Source organism: Burkholderia sp. AU32262 (assembly GCF_020419985.1).
GTDB classification, from domain to species: domain Bacteria; phylum Pseudomonadota; class Gammaproteobacteria; order Burkholderiales; family Burkholderiaceae; genus Burkholderia; species Burkholderia semiarida.
Map to the genome: position 1 here is coordinate 257,645 of NZ_JAIZRS010000008.1, position 16,227 is coordinate 273,871.

Consider the following 16,227-nt stretch of genomic DNA (forward strand, 5'->3'; position numbering starts at 1 on the left):
GCCTCCCGCCCGCCCCGCATTTCGCTCCCTGGCGCGTCGCGCCGCTGCGTTACCATAGCCCCCGTGCCACCTGAGAGGCGGCGCCGGACCCGCGGCCACGATGCCAGGGCCGGACGCCGCGCACATCGACAACAAGGCATTCCAGGGGAATCCAACAATGAAAAAACTTGCCGTCCGGCTCGCCTGCGTGGCGACACTCGCCCTCGCCGCGACCAGCGGCCACGCGCAGACCGAAGCCGCGCAGGTCGAAATGAGGGCCGCCGCCGCGGCCGCCAACGAAGCGGTCGTGAAGGGGCCGACCGACATCGACGTGAAACACGAAGCCGTGCTGAAGCTGAAGGCCGGCGAGTCGTTCGTGCCGGCCGCCGAAGCCGGCCGCTACCTGCGCTCGATGGGCAACGCGATCGACGAATCGAAGCTGGTCGGCCTCGTGCTGCCCGACGATCCGGACGCCGACTGGATCTCGGTCGTGTCGTTCGAGCCGAGCGGCTACATCCGCGACGACGACGCGAAGGACTGGAAGCCCGACGAGCTGCTGAAAAGCCTGCAGGCCGGCACCGAGGAAAACAACCCGGCGCGCAAGGCGCGCGGCCTGCCCGAAACCGAGGTGGTCGGCTGGGCGAAGGCGCCCGCGTACGACGCGGCCACGCACCGGCTCGTGTGGTCCGCGATCATCCGCGACAAGGGCGCGGCGCCGAATGCGGGGACCGACGGCGTGAACTACCGGACGCTCGTGCTCGGCCGCGACGGCTACCTGTCGCTGACGATGGCGTCGACGCTCGCCGACCTGCCGAAGTACAAGGCATCGGCCGACGCGCTGCTGTCGAACATCCGCTTCAACGACGGCAAGCGTTACGCCGACTTCAACCAGTCGACCGACCACGTCGCCGAGTACGGGCTCGCGGCGCTGATCGTCGGCGTCGGCGCGAAGAAGCTCGGGCTGCTCGCGCTGATCGGCGCGTTCGCGGTGAAGTTCTTCAAGGTCGGCGCGGTCGCGCTGCTGGCCGGCGGCGCGGCGCTCAAGCGTTTCTTCGGGCGCAAGCCGAAGGCGGCCGCGGTGCCGGCCGTCGCCGACGCAACCGACGCAGTCGCCACGGAGCGCAAGGAATGACGAAGCTGTTGCTGCTGATCTTCGGCGGCCTGAAGCTCGGCAAGGTGCTCGTATCGGCCGGCACGATGCTCGCGTCGATCGCGGTCTACGCGCTGTTCTACGGCTGGCGCTTCGCGGCCGGTTTCGTCGCGTTGCTGCTGGTGCACGAAGCCGGCCACTACGTCGCCGCGCAGCGGCGCGGGCTCGACGTCGGGCTGCCGACCTTCATCCCGTTCGTCGGCGCGTGGATCGAGTTGAAGGCGATGCCGCACGACGCGGAAACGGAAGCGTACGTCGGCCTTGCCGGGCCGTTCGTCGGCACGCTCGGCGCGCTGGCCTGCTACGCGGCCGCGCGCCACACCGACAGCAACCTGCTGCTCGCGCTGTCGTACACGGGTTTCTTCCTCAATCTGTTCAACATGATTCCGCTGTCGCCGTTCGACGGTGGGCGGATCACCGCGGTGCTGTCGCCGCGCATCTGGTTCGCGGGCGTACCGGTGTTGATCGCGCTGTTCGCGTATCGGCCGAGCCCGCTGCTGATCGTGATGGCGATCCTCGCGCTGCCGCAGTTGAAGCGCGCGTGGCGCTACGATCCCGACGCGCCGGAGAACCGCGTGTACTACGCGACGTCGATCGAGACGAAGACGACCTACGCGCTCTGCTACGTCGGCCTGGTCGCGTTCCTCGCGCTGATGACGTCCGGCGTGCACGACATGCTGCGCGTCGTGCACGCGTCGACCTGACGTCGATCCGATGCAAAAACGGCGGCCGCTGTTACGCGGCCGCCTCTTTCCCGAGGTCGAGCCTCACGCGTCGCGATGACGCAGTTCGACGCGCCTGATGTCCTTCACGATCACGAGATAGCTGAACACGGTGACGAGCGCGTTCAGCCCGACGAACACGAGTGCGCCGTTGAACGAGCCGCTCGCGCCGACGAGATAGCCGATCGCGATCGGCGCGACGATGCCCGCCGTGTTGCCGAACATGTTGAACAGGCTGCCCGACAGGCCGATCGCTTCCTTCGGCGCGGTATCCGCGACGACGGCCCAGCCGAGCGAGCCGATCCCCTTCCCGAAGAACGACACGGCCATCAGCGTGATCACCAGCGCTTCGCTGTCGACGTAGTTGCAGCCGATGATCGCCATCGACAGCGCCATCCCGCCGACGATCGGGATCTTGCGCGCGAGCGTCAGCGAGACGCCGCGGCGGATCAGCGCATCCGACAGCATCCCGCCGAGCACGCCGCCGAGGAACCCGCAGATCGCCGGCAGCGACGTCATGAAGCCGGCCTTCAGCAGCGACATCCCGCGCGCCTGCACGAGGTAGATCGGGAACCAGGTGAGGAAGAAGTACGTGAGCACGTTCACGCAGTACTGGCCGAGGTACACGCCGATCAGCATCCGGTTCGACAGCAACTGGCGCACGTAGTACCAGCCCGCCACGCGGCTGCCTTCGGAAGCGCCGCCGCCGCGCGCGCCGGCGGGCTGGCCGCTCGACCGCACGAGCCCGCCGCCCTGCTCGATATGGTCGAGTTCCGCGCGGTTCACGGCCGGATGGTCGGCCGGGTCCTTCACGACACGCAGCCACAGGAACGCGAGCGCGATGCCGGCCACGCCGAGCCACAGGTACACCTGGTGCCAGCCGTACGCATGCGTGAGCCAGGCCATCAGCGGCGAGAACACCACGGCCGCGAAGTACTGCGCGGCGTTGAAGATCGCCGACGCGGTGCCGCGCTCGGCGGTCGGGAACCAGCTCGCGACGACCTTCGCGTTCGCCGGAAACGCGGGGGCCTCCGCGATGCCGACCGCGAAGCGCATCGCGAACAGCGCGGCGACCGCGAACGCGGCGCTGCCGCCGAGGCCGATCGTGCTCTGCAGCAGCGTGAACGCCGACCACAGGAAGATGCTCGCCGCATACACGCGCCGCGCGCCGAAGCGGTCGAGCAGCCAGCCGCTCGGCAGTTGCGCGAGCACGTACGCCCAGCTGAACGCCGAAAAGATGTAGCCCATCGTCACCGGGTCGATGCCGAACGCCTTGCGGATCGGCGTGCCGGTGATCGACAGCGTCGCGCGGTCCGCATAGTTGAGCGTCGTGACGACGAACAGCATCGCCAGGATCCAGTAGCGCACGGCGGTCCGGCGCGCGGTGCGCGCGAGATCGAGCGGAAGATCGCGAGGGGAGGTCTGATTGTTCACTTTAAATGTACGTCGTCGTATGACATGGCCGAAAGTTTATTGACGATGGCCGAATTCAGAAACCTCGGGTTTTCCCTCTGAAGGCCTCGTCACAATGTGGGAAAGTCGTGATTCGCTGGCCGGACAAGGCCGGCGGAGTGTATCGTCGGCGCCTTCGCAGGCGGCGTGAACGATGTCATGATGTCGGCAGACATCGTATCTGTTGCGCTACAATGCGCTATCCATTCCCGAACCACGGAGCACACCCCATGCAACTGACAGGAGAGATGCTGATCGGCGCCGAAGCGGTGGCCGGCTCGGCCGGCACCTTGCACGCGTTCGATCCGACGAAGGGCGCGCCGATCGAGGCCCCGGCGTTCGGCGTCGCGACGCAGGCCGACGTCGACCGCGCGTGCGAGCTCGCACGCGACGCGTTCGATGCGTACCGCACGCAGCCGCTCGCGGCCCGCGCGGCGTTTCTCGAAGCGATCGCCGATGAAATCGTCGCGCTCGGCGACGCGCTGATCGAGCGCGCGCATGCCGAAACGGGGCTGCCCGTCGCGCGGCTGCAGGGCGAGCGCGGCCGCACCGTCGGCCAACTTCGGCTGTTCGCACGCGTCGTGCGTGACGGGCGCTTCCTTGCCGCGTCGATCGACCCCGCGCAGCCCGCGCGCACGCCGCTGCCGCGCTCCGACCTGCGCCTGCAGAAGGTCGCGCTGGGGCCCGTCGCCGTGTTCGGCGCGAGCAATTTCCCGCTCGCGTTCTCGGTGGCCGGTGGCGACACCGCGTCGGCGCTCGCGGCCGGCTGCCCGGTGATCGTGAAAGCCCATGAAGCGCATCTCGGCACGTCCGAGCTGGTCGGCCGCGCGATCCGCGCCGCCGTCGAGAAAACCGGCATGCCGGCCGGCGTGTTCTCGCTGCTGATCGGCCCCGGCCGCGTGACCGGCGCGGCGCTGGTCAGCCATCCGGCGATCCAGGCCGTCGGTTTCACCGGTTCGCGGCAGGGCGGGATGGCGCTCGTGCAGCTTGCGAACGCGCGTCCGCAGCCGATTCCGGTCTATGCGGAAATGAGCAGCATCAACCCCGTCGTGCTGTTCCCGGCCGCGCTGGCCGCGCGCGGCGACGCGATCGCGACGGGCTTCGTCGATTCGCTGACGCTCGGCGTCGGCCAGTTCTGCACCAATCCGGGCCTCGTGCTCGCGATCGACGGCCCCGATCTCGACCGCTTCGAGACGGCCGCCGCGCAGGCGCTCGCGAAGAAGCCGGCCGGCGTGATGCTCACGCCGGGCATTGCCGATGCGTACCGCAACGGGCGCGGCAAGCTGGCCGAACTGCCGGGCGTGCGCGAAATCGGCGCGGGCGAGGCCGCGCAGAGTCACTGCCAGGCCGGCGGCGCGCTGTACGAAGTCGGCGCGCAGGCGTTCCTGGCCGAGCCGGCGTTCGGCCACGAAGTGTTCGGGCCGGCGTCGCTGATCGTGCGCTGCCGCGATCTCGACGAAGTCGCGCGCGTGCTCGACGCGCTCGAAGGCCAGTTGACGGCCACGCTGCAAATCGACGCCGACGACAAGCCGCTCGCGCGCCGGCTGCTGCCGATCCTCGAACGCAAGGCCGGGCGCCTGCTGGTCAACGGCTACCCGACCGGCGTCGAGGTGTGCGACGCGATGGTGCACGGCGGGCCGTTCCCCGCGACGTCAAACCCGGCCGTCACGTCGGTCGGCGCGACCGCGATCGAGCGTTTCCTGCGGCCCGTGTGCTATCAGGATTTCCCGGACGACCTGCTGCCCGAAGCGCTGCAGGAAGGCAATCCGCTCGCGATTCCGCGGCTGCGGGACGGCAAGGCCGAGTGACGTGGCGGCGGTCCGGCGGGAACGCCGGGCTGCTTGCCGGATGGACGAAAGCGGAGGCGGCCGGTGGCCGTCTCCGCTTTTTTTCGGGGTGGCTTTCCTGTCGCCGGCAATTCTCCTACAGTAGCGAAGCCCCGGGCCGTTCGGCCCGCGGGCGAGCCTGAGAGATCACAAGACCAACGAGGAACCATCCGATGAATATCAGCAAGCGTGGCGACCACCTGTTCGCGGCCGGGTTGTGGAAAGCGATCGGCGACGTCGCGAAATCGGTCCGTACCCAGATCGGCGAATACAGCGAAGGGCGCGTGCTGGCCGACGCGCTGTTCGCGCTGCAGCGCGAGCTGGGCGGCAGCGAATTCGACGTGACGATCAACCAGGGGCGACCCGTCGCGGGCTCCGATCCGCATTCGTTGATCTTCGGCAGGGCCGTCGAGCGTTTCAGGTACGACATGGAGGCGGTGGTGTTCGCGCTGAAGCACCGCCGCAGCATCGACGGGCCGAACGGCGCGCAGCGCGCCGACGCGCTCACGCAGGCCAACACGCATCTCGCGACCGCGAAGCAGTACGCGATGTTCACGGTCGGGCGATTCTTCGATGCGGTCGTCGACCGCGACGTGCTGGAACAGATCGTGGGCGCCGAGTCGCCGGCGCGCGGCCGGCCGGTTGCCGCGCGCAAGGGGATCGACGAGACGCAGCGCACGCTCGCCGGCGTGCGCCAGCGGATCATCGGCGCGATCGCGCAGATGTAATGGAATGGCCGCGCCGGCTCGTCGAGCCGCGCGGCCATCGCGTGATACGGATACGGATCAGCGCGGGAGCCGGCGCGCCGTGCCGATGAAGGGCCCGCGCCGCCGGCGAACCCCGCTTACTGCGGGCCCATCTTCTTGATCAGCACGTCGAGCTCGGCCGCCTCTTCGTCTGTCAGGTCGACGAGCGGTGCGCGCACCGGGCCCGCGTCGTGGCCGACGAGCTTCGCGCCGGCCTTCACGATGCTGACCGCATAGCCTGCGCGGCGATTGCGGATCTTCAGGTACGGCAGGAAGAACTCGTCGATCAGGCGGCCGACCGTTTCGTGGTCGTCCTTCGCGATCGCTTCGTAGAAAGCCATCGCCGTCTTCGGGATGAAGTTGAACACCGCCGACGAGTACACCGGCACGCCGAGCGCCTTGTACGCGGCCGCATAGACTTCGGCCGTCGGCAGGCCGCCGAGGTACGCGAAACGATCGCCGAGGCGACGGCGGATGGTGACCATGCTTTCGATTTCGCCGACGCCGTCCTTGAAGCCGATCAGGTTCGGGCAACGGTCGGCGAGGCGCTCGAGCATGTCCGCATTCAGCTTCGAATTCGCGCGGTTGTACACCACCACGCCGATCTTCAGCGCGCGGCAGACCTGCTCGACGTGCTCGGCGATCCCTTCCTGGCTGGCTTCGGTCAGGTAGTGCGGCATCAGCAGCACGCCGCTCGCGCCGAGGCGCTCGGCTTCCTGCGCATATTCGATCGCGACGCGCGTCGCGCCGCCCGCACCGGCGAGGATCGGCACCTTGCCCTTGCAGGTTTCCGTCGCGACGCGGATCACGTCCGAGTACTCGCGCTGCGTGAGCGAGAAGAATTCGCCGGTGCCGCCGGCCGCGAACAGCGCGCTCGCGCCATAAGGCGCCAGCCATTCGAGACGCTCGGCATAGGTGGACGGACGGAAGCTGCCGTCGGCGTCGAAATCCGTCAGCGGAAACGACAGCAGGCCGTGGGAGATGATCTGTTTGAGTTCTTGCGGTGAAGTCATGGTTGGGTCGTCCGTCTAGCGCGAGTGCTGGTTCGTCGGGAACGGCATACGAGCCGAAGTGGCGATGTCGTTGTATGTCATCGTACAACGCAAGAAAGCGCGGCGCAAGCGGTTTGCTGACTGGCAAAGAGTAGGGTCTTTCCGGATAAGGGTTTACGTAGCATCGTGGAATGCGGTTGAATGTCATATGATGACTAACGATATCGCAGACTGCTTCCAGGAATTCCGATGACTGCTTCCCCTCTCTACATCCGCGTGCATGCGGACGACAACGTCGCGATCGTCGTCAACGACGGCGGTTTGCCCGAAGGCGCGACGTTCGCCGACGGGCTGACGCTGCGCGAAGGCGTGCCGCAGGGTCACAAGGTCGCGCTCGTCGACCTCGCGGCCGGCGACCCGGTCATTCGCTACAACGTGGTGATCGGCTATGCGCTGACCGACCTGCGGCGCGGCAGCTGGGTCAACGAGCGCACGATGCGCATGCCCGAGCCGCCGGGGCTCGACGACCTGCCGCTCGCCACGCGCGCCGCGCCGCCGCTCGAGCCGCTCGAAGGCTATACGTTCGAGGGTTTCCGCAATGCCGACGGCTCGGTCGGCACGCGCAACATCCTCGCGATCACGACGACCGTGCAGTGCGTGTCGGGCGTCGTCGAGCACGCGGTGAAGCGGATCAAGGACGAACTGCTGCCGCGCTACCCGAACGTCGACGACGTGGTCGGGCTCGAACATACGTACGGCTGCGGCGTCGCGATCGATGCGCCCGACGCCGACATCCCGATCCGCACGCTGCGCAACATCAGCCTGAACCCGAACTTCGGCGGCGAGGTGATGACGGTGAGCCTCGGCTGCGAGAAGCTGCAGCCCGAGCGCCTGCTGCCGCCGGGCGCGATTCCGGTGGCCGCCGACGGCGCGAGCGACAACGGCGGCGTCGTCTGCCTGCAGGACGCCGCGCACGTCGGCTTCAACTCGATGATCGACTCGATCATGAAGATGGCCGAATCGCATCTCGAGCGGCTCAACCGCCGCCGCCGCGAGACCTGCCCCGCGTCGGATCTCGTCGTCGGCGTGCAGTGCGGCGGCAGCGACGCGTTCTCGGGGCTCACCGCGAACCCGGCGGTCGGCTTCGCGGCCGACCTGCTCGTGCGCGCCGGCGCGACGATCATGTTCTCCGAAGTGACCGAAGTGCGCGACGGCGTCGCGCAGCTCACGTCGCGCGCGGCGAACGAGACGGTCGCCCGCGAGATCATTCGCGAGATGGACTGGTACGACCGCTATCTGGCGCGCGGCCGTGTCGACCGCAGCGCGAACACGACGCCGGGCAACAAGAAGGGCGGCCTGTCGAACATCGTCGAGAAGGCGATGGGATCGATCGTGAAGTCGGGCAGCGCGCCGATCGCCGGCGTCGTGCGCCCTGGCGATCGTGCACGGCAGAAGGGGCTGCTGTATGCGGCGACGCCCGCGAGCGATTTCATCTGCGGCACGCTGCAGCTCGCGGCGGGGATGAACCTGCACATCTTCACGACCGGCCGCGGCACGCCGTACGGCCTCGCGCAGGTGCCGGTGATCAAGGTGGCGACGCGCAGCGATCTCGCGCGCCGCTGGCACGACCTGATGGATCTCGATGCGGGGCGGATCGCGACCGGCACGGCGACGATCGAGGACATGGGCTGGGAACTGTTCCGGCTGATGCTCGACGTCGCGAGCGGCAAGCGCCGCACGTGGGCCGAGCAATGGAAACTCGCGAATGCGCTGACGCTGTTCAATCCGGCGCCGGTGACCTGACGCGCGCGGCAGCGACGGTACGCAATGCGGGCGCCTTCGGGCGCCCGTTTTCTTTCGGGATGGCGCACGCGCGATTTCCTTACCTCTTGCGTAATCGACCGCCCGCGCGAGACCGGCGACGATGGCGGCACGCGGACACGAAACGTTCGCGATATCGTCCACCGACACAAGGAGCCTCGCCATGAACACCGCTCAATCCGCATCGTCCGTGCATGCCGACCTGATCGACCGCTACTTCGCCGCGTGGAACGAACCCGACGGCGCACGCCGTCGTGCGCTGATCGACGCGACGTACGCGAGCGACGCGGCCTATCGCGATCCGCTGATGGCGGGCGACGGCCACGCGGGCATCGACACGATGATCGCCGCCGTGCAACAACGCTTCCCCGCGTACCGCTTCCGCCGCACGACCGACGTCGACGCGTTCGGCCAGCACCTGCGGTTCTCGTGGGCGCTCGTGTCGCCCGACGGCGCGGCGATCGTGAAGGGTTCGGACTTCGGCACCGTCGACGCATCGGGCCGCCTCGCTTCGGTCACGGGGTTCATCGACGAAATGCCCGCTGCGGCGGCGTGACGCGAACGGCACATGCGCAGCGGCCGCCGGGATCGGGTAACGTTATGCGATTCGTTCCTGATCCCGGAGACAACCGACATGCTGAAGAATCTCGACCCGCTGCTGCACGCCGACATCCTGCACACGCTGCGCGCGATGGGCCACGGTGACGAAATCGCGATCTGCGATGCGAATTTTCCGGCGGAATCCGTCGCGGAGCACACGGTGGTCGGCCGCGCGCTGCGCATCGACGGCGCCGATTCGGCGCGCGTCGTGCGCGCCGTGCTGTCGGTGCTGCCGCTCGATACGTTCGTCGACACGCCCGCATGGCGGATGGAAGTCGTCGGCGACGCGGCCGCGGTGCCGCCCGTGCAGCGCGAAGTGCAGGCCGAGATCGACCGCGCGGAAGGGCGCGCGGTGCCGCTTGCCGGCGTCGAACGTTTCGCGTTCTACGAGCGCGCGCAGCAGGCGTACGCAGTGATCGTCACCGGCGAAACGCGCGGCTACGGCTGCTTCATCTTCAAGAAAGGCGTGTTGTTGAGCGACGCGGGCTAAACGCGTTTTTCATCGCGCCGGGCTGCCGGCGCGGCCGCCGCGTTGTAAAGATTTGCTACAAGCTCTTGGACACCGCGAAAAGACCCTCTATGCTGGCCCATTTGCCGCGCGCCCTGCCGGGCCGCGCGGCGCCGAACCGCCCGGGCGCGCCCGGCGCGGACGGCCGAATTGCATACGAGGAGAAAGGCATGACGCGTACCGTCGATTCCGGCGTCATTTTTTTCGCGCGCCTGGCGCTGGCGGCGTTGTTCTTGTGGGGCGGCATCATGAAGCTGCTTGGCTACAGCGACTTCGTCGCGTATCTGCACGGGATGAACGTGCCTTATCAACAGGTCGTCGCGCCGATCGTCGTCGCGATCGAGGGGCTGGGCGGCCTGCTGCTGATCGTCGGCTACAAGGTACGGCCGCTCGCGTTGCTGATGGCGGTCTACACGATCGCGACCGCGATGGTCGGGCACAATTTCTGGGACGCGACGAGCGCCGCCGTCCAGCACGACATGGTGATTCACTTCTGGAAGAACGTCGCGATCGCGGGCGGTTTCCTGCTGCTGTTCGTCACCGGCGCCGGCGGCGCGAGCATCGACGCGCTGCGTCGGCCGAGTTCGTCGTACGGCGTGCTGCGTTGAACTGAGCACGCCTGCGCCGTCGCCGCTACGCCGACGCAAATCAAAAGGGCCGAATCCCGCACGCCGCGGGATTCGGCCCTTCGTTCATCCGGCCGGCGCATGCGCGCCGACGTTCAGCGTGCGTCCTTCACGTCCTTCGCATCCTTCGAGAATTGCACCGCGATCGCGCCGAGCACGCAGATCGCCGCGACGTACACGACCGGTGCGAGCGGATTCGACTTCATCATCAGCGACACGATCACCGGCGTGAGGCCGCCGAAGATCGCATACGCGACGTTGTACGAGAACGAGATGCCCGAGAAGCGCACGACGGCCGGGAAGCTCTTGACCATCACGAACGGCACCGCGCCGATCGTGCCGACCATGAAGCCCGCGATCCCGTAGTAGAGCGGCAGCGTCGACGCATCGGCCGCGACCTGCGCGAACAGCAGGTAATAGCACGCGGCCAGCCCGATGCCGCCGATCGCGAGCACGCGCTTCGCGCCGATCCAGCCCGCGAGCGAGCCGGCGGTGATGCAGCCGGCCGTCAGGCACAGCGTCGCGACGCTGTTCGCGAACAGCGTCGTCGCGGGCGACAGGTGGAACTGCTTTTGCAGCAGTGCGGGCGTCATCAGGATCACGACGACGATCGCGGCCGACAGCATCCACGTGAGCAGCATCGACACGATCACCGCGCGGCCGTGGTCGCGCAGCACCGCCTTCAGCGGAATCTCGGCCGCGAGCGCCTTCTTCGCCTTCATCTCGGCGAACACCGGCGTTTCATGCAGCCAGCGGCGCAGGTACACGGAGAACAGCCCGAACACGCCGCCGAGCAGGAACGGGATCCGCCACGCGAACGCGCCGACTTCCGCCGCGGAGTAGCGGCTGTTGATGCCGGCCGCGACGAGCGAGCCGAGCAGGATGCCGGCCGTGAGGCCCGCGGTCAGCGTGCCGCATGCATAGCCGATATGGCGCGACGGCACGTGCTCGGACACGAACACCCACGCGCCGGGCACTTCGCCGCCCACCGCCGCGCCCTGCAGCACGCGGAACAGCAGCAGCAACACCGGCGCGAGGATGCCGATCGTGTCGTAGGTCGGCAGCAGGCCCATCAGCAGCGTCGGCACCGACATCATCAGCACGCTCAGCGTAAACATGCGCTTGCGGCCGAACAGGTCGCCGAAGTGCGCCATGATCACGCCGCCGAGCGGGCGCGCGAGATAGCCGGCCGCGAAGATGCCGAACGTCTGCAACTGGCGCAGCCAGTCGGGAATGTCATGCGGGAAGAAGAGTTGTCCTATCGCCGGCGCGAAGAACACGAAGATGATGAAGTCGTAGAACTCGAGGGCGCCGCCGAGTGCGGCAAGGCCAAGGGTCTTGTAGTCGCTGCGCGTGAGCGCGCGTTCGGCGGCGCGAGGCACGCCGCTCAATTCGGAAGCTTGCATGGTCAGGACGATCGGTTTTCGAATGTAGTTGTCGGTGCTGCGTCTCCAGGGCCCGCTTTTCGGCATGGACTGGCAAGGCGCGGCTTGCGTCGTCGAGGCGTGCCGCGTGCCGGGTGAGGCGCGAAACACGTGCCGCCGCACCAGGATGGGGCGCGGCGCGGACGAAGCGTCAAAGCGGGTGGGGGGATTCTACAGGAGCGCGAAATGCCTGCGCGCGGGCGTGCGCCCGGGAACGGGCTTCGGACCATGCCGCCGAAGCGCGCGCGGCGCGGGCGGCCGGTGAGCCGCTGGCGCGCCGCGCGGGGCAGGGCCTCGCGGATCAGTTGCCGGCGATCGTATCGACCGGCTTGAACGCGCCGCGCTCGACCTTGTAGATCGTCACCGGCGCATCCTTCAGGTCGCCCTTCGCGTCGTACGCGATGCTGGGCGCCGACACGCCCTTGATCGACACCTTGCCGAGATACGGCGTATACACCTTCGGATCGGTCGAGTTCGCGTCCTTCATCGCGGTGAGCAGCGCGATCGTGCCGTCGTACGAGTACGGCGAGTACGTGATCACGTCTTCGTTGAACCGCGCCTTGTAGCGTGCCGCGTAGCCGGAGAAGCCCGGCATCTTTTCCTTCGGCAGCCCGCCCATGTAGACGATCGCGCCTTCGGCCGCGTCGCCGCCGACCTTCAGGAACGTCGGCGAGCGCGACATCTCGCCCGTCACGAACGCCGACTTCATCCCGAGTTGGCGCATCTTGCGGATCATCGGCGACGATTGCGCGTCGCCGCCGCCGTAGAACACCGCGTCCGGATTCACGCCCTTCAGGTTGGTCAGGATCGCCGAGAAATCGAGCGCCTTGTCGTTCGTGAAGTCGCGCTTGACGATCGTGCCGCCCGCCGCTTCCACGGCCTTCGCGAATTCGTCGGCGATGCCCTGGCCGTAGGCCGTGCGGTCGTCGATGATCGCGATGCGCTTGAAGCGCAGCGTCTTCACCGCGTACGTGCCGACGATGCGGCCGGCCTGCGCGTCGCTCGTCAGCAGCCGGTAGGTCGTCTTGTAGCCGCGCGCCGTGTATTGCGGCGACGTCGCCATCGAGATCTGCGGCAGCCCCGCGCGATCGTACAGGTCGGACGCGGGAATGCTCGTGCCGGAGTTGAAGTGGCCGATGATCCCGCGGACGTTGCCGTCGATCAGCCGCTGCGCGACGGTCGTGCCGGTGCGCGGGTCGGCCTGGTCGTCCTGCGAGTCGAGCTGGAACGTGACGGGCTTGCCGCCGATCGTCGGATGCGTCGCGTTGAAATCGGCGATCGCGAGTTGCACGCCCTTCTGCATGTCCGTGCCGTAATTCGACTGCGGGCCGGTCAGCGGCGCGGCGAAACCGATCTTGACGACGTCGGCGGCGACGGCGTGCGCGCCCGACAGTGCGCAGGCAGCGGCCAGCGCGACGTTCGATACCTTCAGCTTCACTTTCACTTCCCCTTGATGGCGTGGTTGGGCCGCCGCCGGCATGCGGGCCGGCGCCGGTAAACCGGGCGAGACGGTTCGGTCCGCAAGCCGATGCGCGGGCCATGCAGGCGTGCCGCCTGCTGCGCAGGCTGTGCCGGAATCGGCGTGCGCGACCGTGGATGCGGCGAGCGTGCATGCCGATTGCGGCAGCGGCGGGAGGTCGTCTCGCGACCGTGAAGCGAAGTCTAGGTAACGAAAATACGGGCGTCTTGCGCGTTCGATGCGTGGCCGGCGACGATATCGGCATATCGTCGATTACCCTGATATATGCCGAAATCGTCATGGCGAATGCGCAAACCCGCCAAGACGCGGGTCGCCGGCATTTTTAGGATGACGGATCCGGTGCGCGGCGCCGGCTGCGGCGAAGGCGGAACGGTCGCCGGCCCGCACGCCGGGCGCGTTGGTTGCGTGCGCAACCAGCATTGCCCTCCGATGGAGCCTGTCGGGGCGCGCGATGCCGCCGGCCGCCGTCTTGTCCGCCCCGCGTTCGATGCAACGCGATCGAAGGGGCGCTCCTATAATCGACGCCATCTGCCACTCGCTTCGCGGTTGCCGGGATGACGACCTTGCCTGCCGTACCGCCCATGAGCCTGTCCGATACGTTGCGCGACCCGCCCGACAACGCCGATTTCGGCGCGATGCTCGCGCATTTCCGTCTGCTCGAACCGGTGTTCGATGCGCTGCCGGACGTCGCGTTCTTCGTGAAGGACGCGAGCGGCCGCTACGCGCTCGTCAACCGCACGCTGGCGATGCGCTGCGGCTACAAGGACAAGCGCGACCTGCTCGGCAAGACGGCCGACGAGGTGTTTCCGCGCCGCTTCGGCCGCAGCTATTTCGAACAGGACATGGCGACGATCAACGCCGGCCAGCAGTTGATGGATCAGCTCGAGCTGCACCTGTATCCGGGCCGTCAGCCGGGCTGGTGCCTGACCTGCAAGGAGCCGCTGCGCGACGCCGCGGGCCGGGTGGTCGGCCTCGCGGGCATCTCGCGCGACCTGAAGGCGCACGAGGGATCGCACCCGGCGTACAGCCGGCTCGCCGACGTGGTCCAGCACATCCAGGATCACTACGTGCAGCCGCTGAACCTGAAGCAACTCGCGCTGATGGCCGGGATGTCGGTCGCGCAGCTCGAACGCTACTTCCACAAGGTGTTCCATCTGACGCCGCGCCAGGTGCTGCTGAAGACGCGGCTCGACGCGGCCACCGCGCTGCTCGTCACGCACGACAAGGTGACCGACGTCGCCGCGCTATGCGGCTACACGGATCACAGCGCGTTCACGCGCCAGTTCAAGGCGACGGTCGGCGTGACGCCGACGGAATACCGGTTGATGCTGCAGGAACGGGCGGGGTGACGCCAGTCGCCGGCGTGGCCGGCGCGTCGCGGGGATCGGGTGAGGCGGTAAGGCGGGGAAGCGGGAGAGGCTGAAGCCGGCGGCTCAGCGGTAGCCGAGCCCTTTCAGGACGGCCGTGCCGTCTTCGGTCAAGCGGAAGCTCGGGGCCGTATCGGGGTCGAGCTTGACCATTTCGACGAGGCCGGCTTCCTGCAGCGCGGGCAATTCGGGTTTGGCGTTCGCGCCGATCGGTGCGTGCAGCAGCACGAGCAGCGTCGCGATTTCATGATGACTGAGCAGGCGGCGCAGCATCGTCTTCTTTGCAGGGGGCGCGGCCGGGCGGCCCGCGGGTGCTTCTACGGCGCTCATCGCTTTCCTCCTTTTCGAGATAACCATCGGGTACTGGCTGCGGATGGTGCCGTCGAAGACTTAAGCGATTCTTAAAATCGGGGCAGGCAGCGCGATGCTGCACTGCGGTACGGGTTACGGGATGTAACTCAGGGTCATCCTCAGAGGCCGCCTCCCGGCGTTTCCGCGCCTTGAACACCCCGCCCAAGCGACGGCCTGTCGCTATACACACAACTACACAAAAATGCTTGTGCCCTCCTTGTCCGTGTGTATAATTACACACAAGCACAGCGGAGGAGCCATGAGTTCAACAGAGCTTATCCGGATGCTGGAAGAGGACGGCTGGTTTTTGGTAAGAACGAAAGGCAGCCACCACCACTTCAAACACCCCACGAAGCCGGGGCTTGCGACGGTTCCACACCCGAACAAGGACCTGCCAATGGGGACAACAAAGAGCATCCTGAAAACCGCTGGTCTGAAGTGACCGGCGGTTTTTTACCGACCCAACAGGATGCAGGGGAAGGAAGCAGTACTTTTAAAATTGATGCAACCAAGGTCGCTTCACATAAGACGAATGTCAATAAGCGGTACATAAGAGAAGCTAGTGCTACCACGGAAGCAGGACAACAAAGGAATGGCAAACATGGAATTTCCCATCGCAATCCATAAGGACGATGGGACCGTCTACGGAGTGATTGTTCCGGATATACCGGGCGTTCATTCCTGGGGCGAGACCATCGATGATGCAATCAGGAACACAAAAGAAGCAATCGTCTCTCATGTCGAGACCTTAATCGAGCTGGGCGAGGACGTCGCCTTTAATTGCTCGACCATCGAAAATTTGGCAAGCAACCCGGACTACGCAGGGGCTGTGTGGGGTTTCGTGAGCGTTGACTTATCTCAGCTTGACTCGAAGCCTGAGCGTATTAACGTAAGTTTGCCAAGATTTGTACTTCATAAGATTGACGCGTATGTGGCATCCCGTCACGAAACCAGGAGTGGTTTCCTGGCGCGTGCGGCGTTGGAGGCCTTACATGAAGAGCATGCAAAACCTGCATGAAGATGCGCCGTTAATCTTACAAGCCCGCAGAGATGCGGGCTTTTTTATGAGTGTCCCCGGGCCGATCGCGGTGAGCCGCGCGGGCTGATCCGCGCCCGTCTCGTTCGCCACGATGGTGCGCGCGGGACGTGCCTCCTTGCTTCAACCGCGGACCACCTCCACTGT

At 67.0% G+C, this 16,227-nt stretch carries 16 protein-coding genes; 11 read left to right on the plus strand and 5 right to left on the minus strand.

Going from position 1 to position 16,227, the window contains the following annotated elements:
- Positions 1–157: 157 nt before the first annotated feature.
- Together LGN10_RS12730 and LGN10_RS12735 are read left to right on the plus strand one after the other, a co-directional pair.
- Complete coding sequence (locus LGN10_RS12730; RefSeq protein ID WP_226223675.1) at positions 158–1,111, plus strand: DUF2167 domain-containing protein; 954 nt, start codon at positions 158–160, stop codon at positions 1,109–1,111.
- Positions 1,108–1,833 carry a site-2 protease family protein gene (locus LGN10_RS12735; RefSeq protein WP_226223677.1) on the plus strand — a complete coding sequence of 242 codons (726 nt, stop codon included), beginning with the start codon at positions 1,108–1,110 and terminating at the stop codon, positions 1,831–1,833. The genes LGN10_RS12730 and LGN10_RS12735 overlap by 4 nt, the downstream gene beginning before the upstream one ends.
- A gap of 63 nt (positions 1,834–1,896) precedes the next feature.
- Here the strand turns inward: LGN10_RS12735 and LGN10_RS12740 are convergent, their stop codons facing one another.
- Positions 1,897–3,285 (minus strand): MFS transporter, encoded by a 1,389-nt coding sequence (locus LGN10_RS12740; RefSeq protein ID WP_226223679.1) that lies wholly within the window; start codon positions 3,283–3,285, stop codon positions 1,897–1,899.
- 248 nt (positions 3,286–3,533) lie between these two features.
- Here LGN10_RS12740 and LGN10_RS12745 point away from each other — a divergent pair, with 248 nt between their 5' ends.
- Together LGN10_RS12745 and LGN10_RS12750 are read left to right on the plus strand one after the other, a co-directional pair.
- On the plus strand, positions 3,534–5,111 hold the full coding sequence (locus LGN10_RS12745; protein ID WP_226223680.1) for an aldehyde dehydrogenase (NADP(+)): 1,578 nt from the start codon (positions 3,534–3,536) through the stop codon (positions 5,109–5,111).
- Between the two features lie 191 nt (positions 5,112–5,302).
- A complete protein-coding gene (locus LGN10_RS12750) occupies positions 5,303–5,857 on the plus strand; it encodes a hypothetical protein (RefSeq protein ID WP_059582110.1) in 555 nt (184 codons plus the stop codon).
- A 116-nt stretch (positions 5,858–5,973) separates the two neighbouring features.
- Here LGN10_RS12750 and kdgD read toward each other — a convergent pair whose 3' ends face one another.
- Positions 5,974–6,888 (minus strand): 5-dehydro-4-deoxyglucarate dehydratase, encoded by a 915-nt coding sequence (gene kdgD, locus LGN10_RS12755; RefSeq protein WP_059582111.1) that lies wholly within the window; start codon positions 6,886–6,888, stop codon positions 5,974–5,976.
- A 228-nt stretch (positions 6,889–7,116) separates the two neighbouring features.
- On the opposite strand from kdgD, the gene garD reads away from it, so the two are divergent.
- From garD to LGN10_RS12775, 4 genes are all read left to right on the plus strand, one after another.
- Positions 7,117–8,670: a galactarate dehydratase gene (gene garD / locus LGN10_RS12760; protein WP_059582114.1), complete on the plus strand. Its 1,554-nt coding sequence runs from the start codon at positions 7,117–7,119 to the stop codon at positions 8,668–8,670.
- Positions 8,671–8,851: 181 nt separating this feature from the next.
- Positions 8,852–9,244, plus strand: a complete 393-nt coding sequence (locus tag LGN10_RS12765) for a nuclear transport factor 2 family protein (RefSeq protein ID WP_059582116.1) — start codon at positions 8,852–8,854, stop codon at positions 9,242–9,244.
- A 78-nt stretch (positions 9,245–9,322) separates the two neighbouring features.
- Complete coding sequence (locus tag LGN10_RS12770) at positions 9,323–9,778, plus strand: RbsD/FucU family protein (protein WP_059582119.1); 456 nt, start codon at positions 9,323–9,325, stop codon at positions 9,776–9,778.
- Between the two features lie 188 nt (positions 9,779–9,966).
- Positions 9,967–10,404 (plus strand): DoxX family protein, encoded by a 438-nt coding sequence (locus tag LGN10_RS12775; RefSeq protein ID WP_059582218.1) that lies wholly within the window; start codon positions 9,967–9,969, stop codon positions 10,402–10,404.
- A 113-nt stretch (positions 10,405–10,517) separates the two neighbouring features.
- Here the strand turns inward: LGN10_RS12775 and LGN10_RS12780 are convergent, their stop codons facing one another.
- Positions 10,518–11,828 (minus strand): MFS transporter, encoded by a 1,311-nt coding sequence (locus tag LGN10_RS12780; protein WP_059582122.1) that lies wholly within the window; start codon positions 11,826–11,828, stop codon positions 10,518–10,520.
- A 319-nt stretch (positions 11,829–12,147) separates the two neighbouring features.
- On the minus strand, positions 12,148–13,326 hold the full coding sequence (locus tag LGN10_RS12785) for a branched-chain amino acid ABC transporter substrate-binding protein (RefSeq protein WP_264163137.1): 1,179 nt from the start codon (positions 13,324–13,326) through the stop codon (positions 12,148–12,150).
- A 554-nt stretch (positions 13,327–13,880) separates the two neighbouring features.
- Here LGN10_RS12785 and LGN10_RS12790 point away from each other — a divergent pair.
- The gene (locus LGN10_RS12790) at positions 13,881–14,675 is read left to right on the plus strand and encodes an AraC family transcriptional regulator (protein ID WP_226223684.1); all 795 of its coding nucleotides are present in this window, start codon (positions 13,881–13,883) and stop codon (positions 14,673–14,675) included.
- Between the two features lie 84 nt (positions 14,676–14,759).
- On the opposite strand, the gene LGN10_RS12795 is transcribed toward LGN10_RS12790, so the two are convergent.
- Positions 14,760–15,023, minus strand: a complete 264-nt coding sequence (locus LGN10_RS12795; RefSeq protein WP_006489463.1) for a hypothetical protein — start codon at positions 15,021–15,023, stop codon at positions 14,760–14,762.
- Positions 15,024–15,303: 280 nt separating this feature from the next.
- On the opposite strand from LGN10_RS12795, the gene LGN10_RS12800 reads away from it, so the two are divergent.
- Together LGN10_RS12800 and LGN10_RS12805 are read left to right on the plus strand one after the other, a co-directional pair.
- Complete coding sequence (locus LGN10_RS12800) at positions 15,304–15,486, plus strand: type II toxin-antitoxin system HicA family toxin (RefSeq protein WP_081059224.1); 183 nt, start codon at positions 15,304–15,306, stop codon at positions 15,484–15,486.
- A 159-nt stretch (positions 15,487–15,645) separates the two neighbouring features.
- Positions 15,646–16,062 carry a type II toxin-antitoxin system HicB family antitoxin gene (locus LGN10_RS12805; protein ID WP_081066415.1) on the plus strand — a complete coding sequence of 139 codons (417 nt, stop codon included), beginning with the start codon at positions 15,646–15,648 and terminating at the stop codon, positions 16,060–16,062.
- The last annotated feature ends 165 nt before the right edge of the window (positions 16,063–16,227 follow it).

Coding starts and splice junctions, on each gene's coding strand:
- LGN10_RS12730 (WP_226223675.1), top strand. CDS start 158: ATGAAAAAACTTGCCGTCCGGCTCGCCTGCGTGGCGACACTCGCCCTC.
- LGN10_RS12735 (WP_226223677.1), top strand. CDS start 1,108: ATGACGAAGCTGTTGCTGCTGATCTTCGGCGGCCTGAAGCTCGGCAAG.
- LGN10_RS12745 (WP_226223680.1), top strand. CDS start 3,534: ATGCAACTGACAGGAGAGATGCTGATCGGCGCCGAAGCGGTGGCCGGC.
- LGN10_RS12750 (WP_059582110.1), top strand. CDS start 5,303: ATGAATATCAGCAAGCGTGGCGACCACCTGTTCGCGGCCGGGTTGTGG.
- kdgD (WP_059582111.1), bottom strand. CDS start 6,888: ATGACTTCACCGCAAGAACTCAAACAGATCATCTCCCACGGCCTGCTG.
- garD (WP_059582114.1), top strand. CDS start 7,117: ATGACTGCTTCCCCTCTCTACATCCGCGTGCATGCGGACGACAACGTC.
- LGN10_RS12765 (WP_059582116.1), top strand. CDS start 8,852: ATGAACACCGCTCAATCCGCATCGTCCGTGCATGCCGACCTGATCGAC.
- LGN10_RS12770 (WP_059582119.1), top strand. CDS start 9,323: ATGCTGAAGAATCTCGACCCGCTGCTGCACGCCGACATCCTGCACACG.
- LGN10_RS12775 (WP_059582218.1), top strand. CDS start 9,967: ATGACGCGTACCGTCGATTCCGGCGTCATTTTTTTCGCGCGCCTGGCG.
- LGN10_RS12780 (WP_059582122.1), bottom strand. CDS start 11,828: ATGCAAGCTTCCGAATTGAGCGGCGTGCCTCGCGCCGCCGAACGCGCG.
- LGN10_RS12785 (WP_264163137.1), bottom strand. CDS start 13,326: ATGCCGGCGGCGGCCCAACCACGCCATCAAGGGGAAGTGAAAGTGAAG.
- LGN10_RS12790 (WP_226223684.1), top strand. CDS start 13,881: ATGACGACCTTGCCTGCCGTACCGCCCATGAGCCTGTCCGATACGTTG.
- LGN10_RS12795 (WP_006489463.1), bottom strand. CDS start 15,023: ATGAGCGCCGTAGAAGCACCCGCGGGCCGCCCGGCCGCGCCCCCTGCA.
- LGN10_RS12800 (WP_081059224.1), top strand. CDS start 15,304: ATGAGTTCAACAGAGCTTATCCGGATGCTGGAAGAGGACGGCTGGTTT.
- LGN10_RS12805 (WP_081066415.1), top strand. CDS start 15,646: ATGGAATTTCCCATCGCAATCCATAAGGACGATGGGACCGTCTACGGA.